We start from the raw sequence: 10,733 nt of genomic DNA on the forward strand, positions 1-10,733 counted from the left end.
ATCGCAGAGACAAAAAAGCCGGGTTCGCGGCCCGGCTCTCTGCAAAACACAAAACATGTGAGGTGAATTATGCATATGCAGACCACCAGTGTACAGGCCCTCTCAAGGGCCGCGCCACAAAATGCAAACCACGATTTCGTGGCGCGCATGTCGTCGCGGGAGATCGCCGAGGTAACTCAGAAGCGCCACGACAACGTGTGGCGGACCATTGAATCCCTCCACGCCAAAGGCCTGATCGGACTCCCTCAATTTGAGGAAGTCCAAAACCCAGGCCCCGGCCCACTTTGCATCAAGCAGTATTTGATCGGGAAGCGCGACAGCTTCGTCGTTGTCGCACAGCTGTCGCCGGAGTTCACTGCCGCGCTGGTTGACCGCTGGCAGCAACTGGAGGCGCATGCCGCCCAGCCAACGCCCGCCGACCTCAGCAAGCTGGAAATCCTCCAGATGGCCCTGGAGTCGGAGAAGGCCCGCGTACTGCTGACCGTCCAGGTCGAGGCCCAGGCCACGAAGATCGAGCACCTTGAAAACCTGTTCAAGGAGGGCATGACCGCCACCCAGTTCTGCAAGGGCCTCAACGGGGTCAACGTCATGCAGATCGGGCACTACCTGGAAGGCCGCAGCTGGCTCTACAACGAGAGCAGGACCGGCACCCGCTGGCGTGTCGGCTCGTACGCACGCGACAAGTACATGACCGAGCATCAGCACGAGGTCGCACCGCACGGCAAAGACCCGTTCATCTCCTTCACGCCGATCCTGCTACGAAAGGGCGCAGCACGCCTCTACGACCTCTACCTTGCCGGCGAGCTGCCAATGAAGAAGAACTGGGACGGCCTGCACACCCACGACAAGGCCGTGCGGGGTGCAGCATGAGCGAGCAGCTGATGCGCGAGCAGTTCGAGGCATGGGTGCTGCGCGAGTACCCAAATCAGATCATGGCCAAGTTCAGTGATGGCGACTATCAAAGCTGGGCTTTGCAGCACTGCTGGGTTGGCTGGCGCGCCTCTCGCGAGGCTTTTGCGGTAGATCTGCCTTCAGCTTCAGCATACGAGGGCCTTACTCACCACCTGGGCTGCGCAATCGAGCTCACTTATGAGAAGCCCGAGCACGACCCCGTGGCACTGGTACGACTGCCTGATGTCGTGGCTGCGATTGAAGCCTGCGGCCTGAAGGTGAAGCCATGATCTTTACCCTGGAAATCGACGGAAAGCTCAAGAAGTGCAATGTGCATGAGCCGTTCCTCTCGGCATTGATCGAGTGGAACGAGTTAAGGCAAATGCTCCAGCCGGGCAGCAAGCAGGACGACTTTGCAAAATCCCGGGTAAGGAACATCGCTCGCAAGTGCGTTCAGGCAGGCGCCTACGAGGTGATTCCATGAGCATCATCCGTGCGCCTCGTCCCGAGGCCAATTTCTACATGCTCAACAAGTCGATCAGCGAGGACGGGCGCCTGAGCTGGGCTGCCCGCGGCCTGCTGGTCTTCCTGTTGGGCAAGCCGGACCACTGGGCCGTGTCCGTCACCCACCTGCGCAACGAGACTGCCAAGTCGTCGAAGCCTACTGGTCGTGATGGCGTGTACGGCTTGCTGCAAGAGCTGATTGCCGCCGGCTACGTCGAGCGTCGCCAAGACCGTGGCGAGTCGGGTTTGCTGGGCGAAACCCACTACGTCGTCTCGGAAACACCGCTTCCGGCTTTGCCGTATCCGGTTGAACCGCTTCCGGCTCAGCCGTATCCGGCAAATCCGACACTAGTAAGTATTGAAGGTAAGCAAGGACTGAAGGGAGTAAGGACTGACTCTCGCGAAGGCGAGTTGGCCGACTTCGAACGGTTCTGGTCGCTGTACCCGCGCAAGGTGAGCAAGGCCGACGCCAAGAAAGCCTGGGCGAAGATCAAGGTCACCGCTGATCTGTTCGACCTGATGGCCAAAGCCCTGGCTGCCTGGACCGTGTCGACCGACTGGACCAAGGACGGCGGCCAGTTCATCCCGCACGCATCCACCTGGCTGAACGGCAAGCGCTGGGAAGACGAACTGCCCCAGCCGGCAGGCGCCGCCCCGTTCGCATCTCGCCGCCCGGCCAGCGGCCCTGACTTCAACGACACCAGCTGGGCTGATGACCTGGGGGGCTTATGAGCGCACAACCGAAACTGCGCAGCGTGACGCAGATCATGGCCAAGGCCGGCAACCTGCCTGCCGAGGCGCACGCCCCGGCCAAGCAGCTGGACCCAGGCACCACCGAAGTGGTCAACGCCCTGTTCAAGGAGCTGCAGGCCATCTTCCCGGCGTGGAAGCAGGCCTGGCCGGACGATGACGCGCTGAAGGCTGCCAAGCGCAGCTGGATCAAGTCCTTCGTCGCCGCGGGCATCAACACCCTCGAGCAGATCCGCTTCGGCATCCAGAAGTGCCGGGTGCTGGGTACCGACTTCGCCCCGAGCAGCGGCAAGTTCATCAAGCTGTGCCAGCCGACGCCGGAAGAGATGGGCATTCCGCCGCTTGCGCGGGCCCTGGCAGAAGCGCTGGAAAACTTCCACCCCAGCAGGGCAGGTTCCCGCACCTGGACGCACGCAGCGGTGCGCCACGCGGCCCTGCAGTGCGAGGCGCAGAACCTGGGGTCGATGGAGGTGGAGCGAGCCGAGAAGGTGTTCGCCCGGGCCTACGACATCACCATCCGCATGCTGGTTGCTGGCGAGCCCCTGGGCGACATCGCCACCGGCATCGGCCACGACAGCCAGAAGAGCCTGATCGAGCTAGCCGACGAGTATGCAAGCCAACGGCAGGCCCGCCTGCTGGACCTCCAGCAGATCCCATCGAGCGCCGCCGCGTGCCGGGCACACCTGCTGGCCAAGTTGAACATCAAGCGCGCCGGGCAGCCGGCCGGGGAGGGGGTGTGAGCCTATTCCAGTGTGAAGAGTGCGGTTGCCGCGACAACACCGCTACCAGTGGCTACTGGTTCCGCAATGACGCTGGGAACCCATGCCAAGGCCGCAAGCTGTGCGCGGCCTGCGACCCAAGCATCGGCAAGTGGCATGGCGTGTTCACGCGTGAATACCTGCCCAAGGGCGAGTTCTTCACCAACCGCCAGGGGAATCTTGAGCACAAGACCACCGGCAAGCTCTGCCACGAGTACCTGGCCGAGGAGAAGCACTGATGGACGCCAACAAGATGCGCGAGCAGTTCGAAGCTTGGGCGGCAAAGAACTACGTTGTTCCCCCAGGGGTAGGCCATTTGTTCGTGCGTGCCGAGCTTGGTGATGGATACCGACTGAGCAACATCAACCACGCCTGGCACGGGTTCAAGGCCAGTCGTGAATCCCTGATTGTGAAGCTGCCGCCAGTCCGTCCTGAGCCGGTATTGACTGGTGAAGCGCAAAAGGCTGATGGAGAGGCCGCAACTTGGAGTATGTGGGCAGGTGAAAAGTTAGCCAAAGAGGACTGCCGAGCAGCCATTGAGGCCCAGGGCCTGAAGGTGGCGCCATGAGCGAGAAGATCAGCGTCAACAGCCAGGCCAAGCTTTCCGAGGCCATCACCATGCTGACCCGGATATACCGCGACAAGAAGTTCGTCGTGGTCAGCATGCGCCCGGGCAAGGACCGCACCCTGGACCAGAACGCGCTGTGGTTCGCGTTTTACAAGCGCATCGCAGAGATGACCCAGATCGGTGACGCGTCGGAGGCCCGCAAGTACTGCAAGCTGCACCACGGCGTGCAGATCCTGATCAACGAGGATGAGGACTACCGCGCCGCCTGGCACCGGACCACCAAACACCTCAACTACGAGGAGAAGCTCGATCTCATGGGCGACTGCAAGCTTCTGGGGCCCGACGGTTTCCCGGTGACCAGCCTGTTCAATCGCGCCCAGGGCATCGCCTACACCGACCGCGTGGTGGCGGACTTCACCGCCCGCGGCGTGGTGTTCAGCGACCTGCTTGGGGAGGAGGCGGCATGAAGAGCCAGGAAGCAAACCTCAAGCGGAACAAAGACCAAGGCGTTTTCGCCGCGCCTGGTTGGAGAGGCATATACGGCCAGGGCCTGACCCGGCGCGGAGTGCAATGCGTTGTTCTCGCTGCAACAGGGAAGAGTGGCAAGCAGATCGCTCGCGAGCTCGGCATTTCGCCGGGCACGGTATCCAGCAGGATGGCTGATGCCCGCCTGCACTTGAAGGCCTCCAACCGCACGGAGCTGGTCGCTAAGGCAGTTGCGGCAGGAATCATCTACGCCTCGGAGGACGAGCCATGCGCGTAGCCCAGATCAAGCCGAAGAAGTGCAAGGCGCCGGGTTGCGGCAAGCCCTTCAAGCCAGCCATGACCACGCAGAAGGTGTGCAGCATCGCCTGTGCCAAGGCCATGGCCAAAGATCCGAAGCTGCAGAAGATTGCGGCCAAGGCAATCACCAAGCAGGCCCGCCAGGACCTGCAGGAGCGTCGGGAGAAGCTGAAGACCCGCCGCGAGCACATGGCCGAGGCACAGACCGCGTTCAATGCCTACATCCGCGAGCGCGACGCCGGCTTGCCGTGCATCAGTTGCGACTCGAACCCGAGCGACCACGACCTGATTACCGGCAGCCGCTGGGACGCTGGCCATTACCGGTCGGTGGGCGCCTGCCCCGAGTTGCGATTCGAGCCGCTCAACGTCCACCGCCAATGCGTGAAGTGCAACCGGAACCTGTCGGGCAACGCGGTCGAGTACCGAATCCGTCTGGTGAAGCGCATCGGCGCCGACCAGGTTGAATGGCTCGAAGGGCCTCATAAGCCCCAGCGCCTGACCATCGAAGACCTGCAGGCCATCAAGGCCCTGTACAGGCAGAAGCTCAAAGACCTGAGGAGGGCGGCGGCATGACACCAGCATGGGGATTTCTGATTTTGGCCACCCTCATCGTGGTGGGTGGGGTGGCGTTGTCCTGGGCTGGGGCAGTGCGCCGCAAGCGCTGCTACGAAGAATTTCTGCTGAAGAAGACCAATCGCATCCAGGGAGAACGACCATGAAAGTAATCAGCGCTCGCCAAGTTTGGCACGACGCACTGCACGAGAACCGCGCATCCGCCCTGGCCGTGGCCGCAGAGCAGGCGGCCCTGGGTAAGAAGGGTGGCTCCGGCGATGTGAAGATCATGGTCATGCTGGAGAACCACGACGGGAAGGAGGTCTGCAAGGTGTACGAGGTTCGCAAGGAAGGGGTGCAGGAAACCCGCCCGGGCCGACGCCTCACCAACGACCGCTGCGCCCACATGCTGACCGCCGGCCTGGTGATCCAGGCGATCGACTCCTTGCCGAAGTCGCTGCGCCACCTTGGGCACTTCCTGTACTCGCCCGTGGCCAGCGGTAACGACCTGAGCATCTCCCATGGCCTGGTATGGCTCGGGAGCGGCCTGGAAGCGCTCACAGACCGCAAGAAGCAGCGAGCCTACTGGATGGCTATGGCTGCCCTCCAATCGCACAAGATCCTCGTCCACGGCGGCGAGGCGATGGGTCCTGGTGCGGTGTGCATGTTCGTCGAGGACCGAACCGGCGAGAAGATGAACCCGCAGAACTGGGCAAGGGATTGGCAGGAGGTGTGGGATGCTCTCTGCGCTCAGGTCGACAAGCTCGACAAGCAGGCGCTCAAGCCTGTTGCCCGGGTGGTGGAAAGGCTTCGTGAACGCAATGACGAGACGCAGGAAATAGCCGCTTGACTGTTTGAGGAGTGTTTTGGCACTATATCGCCATCGTCATAATTTCGCCTTTGGCGAAAACATCCTAAACCCGGCCCAAAAAGCCGGGTTTTTTATTGCCCTTTGAGGCCCTCAAGAGTCCCGGCCAGCGCGCCGGGTTTTTTGTTCATGCACAGCGAGAGGTCGAGCATGGAGTTCTTCCACCGCCTGCTCGAGAAGTTCGACTGGATGATTGCGGGCCTATTGGGGGCCTTGGTTGCGACCCGGTGGCATAAGGACGACCTGACCGACCGAAAGGCCTGGCTGCTGTTCCTGTTCACCGGCATGGCCTGCGCCCACTACCTCACCGGCATGGTCAGCAATTACTTCGGCATCACCGAGCCCCGCAGCGTCGCGGGCGTGGGCTTTCTTCTCGGCACCTTTGGCGGTTCACTTATTGCCGCCATCAACCGAGCGATCAAAGCCGCCGATCTATGGTCTGTCATCAGGTCCAAGTTCGGAGGGCCTAGCTCATGACATACGAATACATCAACGCCATCGCGGCCGGGGTCATCGCCATCTGGGCAACCTGGTGCGTGCTGAGCGGAAAGGTGCGTGACGGGGTGATCGGCAAGGTGCTGTACGCCGTCATCGCCATCAGCGGCTACGCCATCCTGGCCCGGTCCGAGCGCATGTTCTTCACCGCCAACACGGCCTGGGCAACGCTGATGGTGTCCCTGGCCCTGGCGGGCATGCGGCACATGTTCATGCTCACCTACTGGCCCCGGGTCAAGCGCTGGATCTGCCGGCACTTGGACTGCGAGCGCTGCAAGCCGGCGGAGTGATCCGCTACCCAAATCTATGCGCCGTCCTGGCGTGCCACCCCTCAGCCTGTGCGCAGGCCGGAGATATCCCATGAAGACCGAATACCAAGTTCGCCCGGTTACCCGTTACATCGTCACGCGTTACACCCTTGATGGTCCAAGCGAAGGCGGCGCACAAGGGGCTTCATCCGTGGCGGTCGGCGAATTCAGCAATGGCCAGCAGGCCGACCTGGTTGCTGACGCGATGGTGACAAAGGATAGGGCTGATGGAATCGAGTCCAGCCGCTCTCGCCACGGGCTTAGCCTTGGCGAGGTCATCAGCGGCCAGCGTATCGAGTAATCCGCGCCACAAAATCTAGGTGCGCCGTTTCGTGGCGCGAGGAGGTCGCATGCCTGCGCCATCCAGCTTTCACCATGCCGGTGATGGTCGCGGTGCTCGCCGCGTATTCGTCAACGGGATAGAAGTTCAGCGCGCCATCTGGTGCGACACTGCTGCTGGGGTGTGCGTGTATGCGCCGATGCCGATAAAGCCTAAGCGCCCGGCTCGGGAAGAGATCTACACCCGCAGGCTGCGAGGGGTGGTCACGGTGCAGCCGGCGTGACCCGGCCAATGCCGCCGGCCGACCTGCTAGAGTCGCCATTTCTGATCCTCGCGCCTGCTCCCGAACTGTGGGAGTGGATACAGCGCGAGATCCTCGCCACCACCGGCAGCATCCACAACCCCGAGCACGGTCACCTCATCGACGCCAGTATCGGCGTGCTTTGGGCATCATCATCCTTCAACAAGAAGGGTCGCGGCGTACTGGGGCAGGCCGAGCAGCTGATGATCCGCGCGGGCGGCTGGCAGAAGGCTCGCCAAGAGCAACAGATGCGGGACTGGTTCGGCGAAGAGCCCGAGTTTCTCATCACCCTGGCGGCCGACTACTGCTCCCAGTGCACCGAAGCCGAGTTCTGCGCTCTGGTAGAGCACGAGCTCTATCACATCGGCCACAAGCTCGATAAGTACGGCGCCCCAGCGTTCACCCAAGACGGCATGCCCAAGCTTGAGATGCGCGGCCATGACGTTGAAGAGTTCGTCGGGGTGGTTCGCCGTTATGGGCCGAGCCACGACGTACAGCAGCTTATCGACGCTGCAAGCCGGCCGCCTGAGGTGGCCAAGATCAACATTGCGAGGGCCTGCGGAACCTGTCTACTGAGGTCGGCCTGATTCCAGACAGGCCCAAGACGGATGACACCATATGGCAGCCCTGAAAAACGAGGTGAAGGGCTTCATCGTGCAGGCCCTTGCGTGCTTCGACACGCCCTCTCAGGTGGCGGAGGCGGTCAAGAGTGAATTCGGCCTCGTCGTTACCCGGCAGCAGGTAGAGAGTCACGACCCAACCAAGGCAAGCAGCAAGGGCCTGGCCAAGCGCTGGGTGACCCTGTTCGAAGACACCCGTAGGCGTTTCCGTGAGGAGACGGCCGATATCCCGATCGCCAATCGCGCATACCGCCTCCGCGCACTGGGCAGGATGGTGGAGAAGGCTGAGAGCATGCGCAACCTTGCCCTGACCGCCCAGCTGCTTGAGCAGGCGGCCAAGGAGGTCGGAGATGTGTACGTGAACCGGCAGACGAAGGTGGATAGCCCGCTCGACAATGCGGTACCCACCTCGGTGCAGGTCACGGTGATGGATGCGAGGAAGCGCGATGCCGACGCTTAACGTCCCTCAGGCCACCTTCATCAACATGCCCCACAAGTTCCGCGGCTTCGTCGCCGGGTTCGGCTCAGGCAAGACCTGGGTAGGCTGCGCAGGCATCTGCAAGCACGTGTGGGAATGGCCCCGGATCAACTCAGGCTACTTCGCCCCGACGTACCCGCAGATCCGCGATATCTTCTTCCCGACCATCGAGGAGGTCGCCTTCGACTGGGGCCTAAAGGTCAAGACGAAGGAGAGCGACAAGGAGGTCGAGTTCTACAGCGGTGGCCAGTACCGCAGCACGACCATCTGCCGCTCGATGGAGAAGCCTCAGACCATCGTGGGGTTCAAGATCGGGCACGCCCTGGTCGATGAGTTGGACGTCCTGCCCAAGCTCAAGGCTGAGCACGCCTGGCGCAAGATCATCGCCCGTATGCGCTACAACGTGGACGGGCTCAAGAACGGTGTAGACGTCACCACGACCCCTGAGGGGTTCAAGTTCGTCTTCCAGCAGTTCGTGAAGCAGCTGCGCGAGAAGCCAGCGCTGAACGCGATGTACGGCCTGGTGCAGGCGAGCACGTTCGACAACGAGCTGAACCTGCCGCCGGACTACATCCCGTCGCTGATGGGCTCGTACCCAGAGCAGCTGATCATGGCCTACCTGAATGGCCAGTTCGTCAACCTGACGTCCGGGACGATCTACACCGCCTACGACCGCAAGTTGAACGGCAGCCAGGAGACCATCCAGCCTGGTGAGGTCCTGTTCATCGGCATGGACTTCAACGTCGGCAAGATGTCGGCGGTGGTGCATGTGAAGCGCCTGGGCCTGCCGCACGCAGTCGACGAGATCATCAACGGCTACGACACACCAGACATGATCAAGAAGATCAAGGAGCGGTACTGGCTGTACGACGGTAATGACTACCGCAACACACGCCAGATCCGGGTCTACCCCGACGCCTCTGGCGATTCGCGCAAGTCCGTCAGGGCCAGCGAGACCGACATCTCCCTGCTCAAGCAAGCGGGCTTCATCGTATCGGCCCCCGGCGCAAACCCGCCGGTGAAAGACCGCATCAACTCCATGAACGCCATGTTCTGCAATGCCGCCGGCCAGCGCCGGTACCGCGTCAACGCCGACAAGTGCCCGACCTATGCCGATGACCTCGAGCAGCAGATCTGGAACGACCAGGGCGAGCCGGACAAGAAGCAGGGCAACGACCACCGGCCAGACGCCGGCGGCTACTTCATCCACAAAGAGTACCCAATCAACAAGTACTCCCTCGCAGGTGTTTCCTAATGGGCGCTATCCGATACCTCAGCGACAAGCTGGTGAACCTGGTGGCGAACCTGGGTACCGAGCGCGACAAGGCTTCGAGTTCGATTTATGCGCCCACGCTGTTGAGCGAGCAGGAGCTCAGCAATGCCTACCGGGGCGCTTGGCTGCCACGCAAGATCATCGATATCCCCCCTCTGGACGCCACCCGGCGCTGGAGGGGCTGGCAGGCCAGCAAAGAGCAGATCGAGAAGCTGGAAGCCGAAGAGAAGCGCCTGGACGTTCGGCGCAAGGTGAAGCAGGCCATGACGCGGGCGCGACTGTTCGGTGGGGCGGCCATCTACATAGGCACCGGCGACCGCGATACCTCGCTACCGCTTGATCCTGAGAAGATAGGCCGGGGGGGTATCAAGTACCTGACCGTTCTGAGCAAGCGTAAGCTGGCGCCTGGTGACATCGAGCAAGACACTCAGTCCGACCTTTTCGATCGACCCAAGTGGTACACACTCACCGGCAGCCAGATAAAGGTTCATCCGTCGCGGCTGATCATCTTCATCGGCGCCGAGCTGCCTGACCCAGAACTTGACGTCGGCGTTGAGTATGGCTGGGGCGATTCGGTGCTTCAGTCGATCCTCGACACGATCAAGCAGTCGGACAGCACCATGGGCAACGTTGCCAGCCTGGTGTTCGAAGCCAAGGTCGACGTCATCAAAATTCCTGACTTCATGCAGCAGTTGCAGGACTCTGCATTCGAGAAGCGCGTACTGGAGCGCCTGCGACTCGCGGCAATGGCCAAGGGCATCAACGGCCAGATTCTGCTGGACGCGCAGGAAGAGTACGAAAGCAAGTCTGCCAGTTTTAGCAGCCTCCCAGACGTCATGGACCGGTTCCTTCAGGCTGTGGCCGGCGCTGCTGACATTCCACTTACTCGCCTGGCTGGCCAGTCCCCTGCAGGCATGAGCAGTACGGGCGAATCGGACCTGCGCAACTACTACGACCGCATCCAGGCCATGCAGGAGCTGGATATGCGGCCCGCGCTGTCCACGTTCGACGAGTGCCTGATTCGATCGGCCCTCGGCGCCCGCGACCCGAAGATCCATTACGCATGGTTGCCGCTCTGGCAGCCGACCGCCGCCGAGAAGTCGGAGAACGGCAAGCGCACTGCAGAGACCATCAAAACGCTGAAGGAGTCTGGCCTGTTCCCCGAGGAGGCGCTGAGCAGAGCCGCCACCAACGTGCTGGTCGAGGAAAGCGTTCTGCCTGGCCTGGAGGCTGCTATTGCCGAGTACGGCGCGCAGCTGCCTGACGAGGAAGAACCAGAAGAAGCTCCAGCCACGCCCTGAGGT

Annotated in this window: 20 protein-coding genes; all 20 read left to right on the plus strand. The window is 62.0% G+C overall.

Annotated features, from left to right (window positions below; translation table 11 throughout):
• The first annotated feature begins 75 nt into the window (after positions 1-75).
• The 20 genes from N805_RS03910 to N805_RS04000 all read left to right on the plus strand — a co-directional run bounded on the left by N805_RS03910 (position 76) and on the right by N805_RS04000 (position 10,730).
• A complete protein-coding gene (locus tag N805_RS03910) occupies positions 76-870 on the plus strand; it encodes a Rha family transcriptional regulator (protein WP_019471834.1) in 795 nt (264 codons plus the stop codon).
• On the plus strand, positions 867-1,181 hold the full coding sequence (locus N805_RS03915) for a hypothetical protein (RefSeq protein ID WP_019471833.1): 315 nt from the start codon (positions 867-869) through the stop codon (positions 1,179-1,181). The genes N805_RS03910 and N805_RS03915 overlap by 4 nt, the downstream gene beginning before the upstream one ends.
• On the plus strand, positions 1,178-1,375 hold the full coding sequence (locus N805_RS03920; RefSeq protein WP_019471832.1) for a hypothetical protein: 198 nt from the start codon (positions 1,178-1,180) through the stop codon (positions 1,373-1,375). Before N805_RS03915 ends, N805_RS03920 begins: the two co-directional genes overlap by 4 nt.
• Positions 1,372-2,127 (plus strand): hypothetical protein, encoded by a 756-nt coding sequence (locus N805_RS03925; protein WP_019471831.1) that lies wholly within the window; start codon positions 1,372-1,374, stop codon positions 2,125-2,127. The genes N805_RS03920 and N805_RS03925 overlap by 4 nt, the downstream gene beginning before the upstream one ends.
• Positions 2,124-2,885, plus strand: coding sequence for a replication protein P (locus N805_RS03930; RefSeq protein ID WP_019471830.1), 762 nt, complete (start codon positions 2,124-2,126; stop codon positions 2,883-2,885). Before N805_RS03925 ends, N805_RS03930 begins: the two co-directional genes overlap by 4 nt.
• Positions 2,882-3,142 (plus strand): hypothetical protein, encoded by a 261-nt coding sequence (locus N805_RS03935; protein WP_019471829.1) that lies wholly within the window; start codon positions 2,882-2,884, stop codon positions 3,140-3,142. Before N805_RS03930 ends, N805_RS03935 begins: the two co-directional genes overlap by 4 nt.
• A complete protein-coding gene (locus tag N805_RS03940; protein ID WP_019471828.1) occupies positions 3,142-3,471 on the plus strand; it encodes a hypothetical protein in 330 nt (109 codons plus the stop codon). The genes N805_RS03935 and N805_RS03940 overlap by 1 nt, the downstream gene beginning before the upstream one ends.
• Complete coding sequence (locus N805_RS03945) at positions 3,468-3,938, plus strand: hypothetical protein (protein ID WP_019471827.1); 471 nt, start codon at positions 3,468-3,470, stop codon at positions 3,936-3,938. Before N805_RS03940 ends, N805_RS03945 begins: the two co-directional genes overlap by 4 nt.
• Positions 3,935-4,234, plus strand: a complete 300-nt coding sequence (locus tag N805_RS03950) for a response regulator transcription factor (RefSeq protein WP_019471826.1) — start codon at positions 3,935-3,937, stop codon at positions 4,232-4,234. Before N805_RS03945 ends, N805_RS03950 begins: the two co-directional genes overlap by 4 nt.
• Positions 4,225-4,827 (plus strand): recombination protein NinG, encoded by a 603-nt coding sequence (locus N805_RS03955; protein WP_019471825.1) that lies wholly within the window; start codon positions 4,225-4,227, stop codon positions 4,825-4,827. Before N805_RS03950 ends, N805_RS03955 begins: the two co-directional genes overlap by 10 nt.
• The gene (locus N805_RS30700; protein WP_019471824.1) at positions 4,824-4,973 is read left to right on the plus strand and encodes a hypothetical protein; all 150 of its coding nucleotides are present in this window, start codon (positions 4,824-4,826) and stop codon (positions 4,971-4,973) included. The genes N805_RS03955 and N805_RS30700 overlap by 4 nt, the downstream gene beginning before the upstream one ends.
• Complete coding sequence (locus N805_RS03960) at positions 4,970-5,656, plus strand: hypothetical protein (protein WP_019471823.1); 687 nt, start codon at positions 4,970-4,972, stop codon at positions 5,654-5,656. The genes N805_RS30700 and N805_RS03960 overlap by 4 nt, the downstream gene beginning before the upstream one ends.
• Before the next feature lie 168 nt (positions 5,657-5,824).
• Positions 5,825-6,151 (plus strand): hypothetical protein, encoded by a 327-nt coding sequence (locus N805_RS03965; protein ID WP_026034491.1) that lies wholly within the window; start codon positions 5,825-5,827, stop codon positions 6,149-6,151.
• A complete protein-coding gene (locus N805_RS03970; RefSeq protein WP_019471821.1) occupies positions 6,148-6,459 on the plus strand; it encodes a hypothetical protein in 312 nt (103 codons plus the stop codon). Before N805_RS03965 ends, N805_RS03970 begins: the two co-directional genes overlap by 4 nt.
• 70 nt (positions 6,460-6,529) lie before the next feature.
• Positions 6,530-6,778, plus strand: coding sequence for a hypothetical protein (locus tag N805_RS03975; protein ID WP_019471820.1), 249 nt, complete (start codon positions 6,530-6,532; stop codon positions 6,776-6,778).
• A 49-nt stretch (positions 6,779-6,827) separates the two neighbouring features.
• Positions 6,828-7,040, plus strand: coding sequence for a hypothetical protein (locus N805_RS29615; RefSeq protein ID WP_026034490.1), 213 nt, complete (start codon positions 6,828-6,830; stop codon positions 7,038-7,040).
• Between the two features lie 8 nt (positions 7,041-7,048).
• On the plus strand, positions 7,049-7,645 hold the full coding sequence (locus tag N805_RS03985) for a putative metallopeptidase (protein WP_019471819.1): 597 nt from the start codon (positions 7,049-7,051) through the stop codon (positions 7,643-7,645).
• Between the two features lie 31 nt (positions 7,646-7,676).
• Positions 7,677-8,138, plus strand: coding sequence for a DUF2280 domain-containing protein (locus N805_RS03990; protein ID WP_019471818.1), 462 nt, complete (start codon positions 7,677-7,679; stop codon positions 8,136-8,138).
• Positions 8,125-9,411 carry a terminase large subunit domain-containing protein gene (locus tag N805_RS03995; protein ID WP_019471817.1) on the plus strand — a complete coding sequence of 429 codons (1,287 nt, stop codon included), beginning with the start codon at positions 8,125-8,127 and terminating at the stop codon, positions 9,409-9,411. The genes N805_RS03990 and N805_RS03995 overlap by 14 nt, the downstream gene beginning before the upstream one ends.
• Positions 9,411-10,730, plus strand: a complete 1,320-nt coding sequence (locus tag N805_RS04000) for a DUF1073 domain-containing protein (protein WP_019471816.1) — start codon at positions 9,411-9,413, stop codon at positions 10,728-10,730. The genes N805_RS03995 and N805_RS04000 overlap by 1 nt, the downstream gene beginning before the upstream one ends.
• The last annotated feature ends 3 nt before the right edge of the window (positions 10,731-10,733 follow it).

This window comes from Pseudomonas putida S13.1.2 (assembly GCF_000498395.2).
In the GTDB taxonomy this organism is placed as follows: Bacteria; Pseudomonadota; Gammaproteobacteria; order Pseudomonadales; family Pseudomonadaceae; genus Aquipseudomonas; species Aquipseudomonas putida_Q.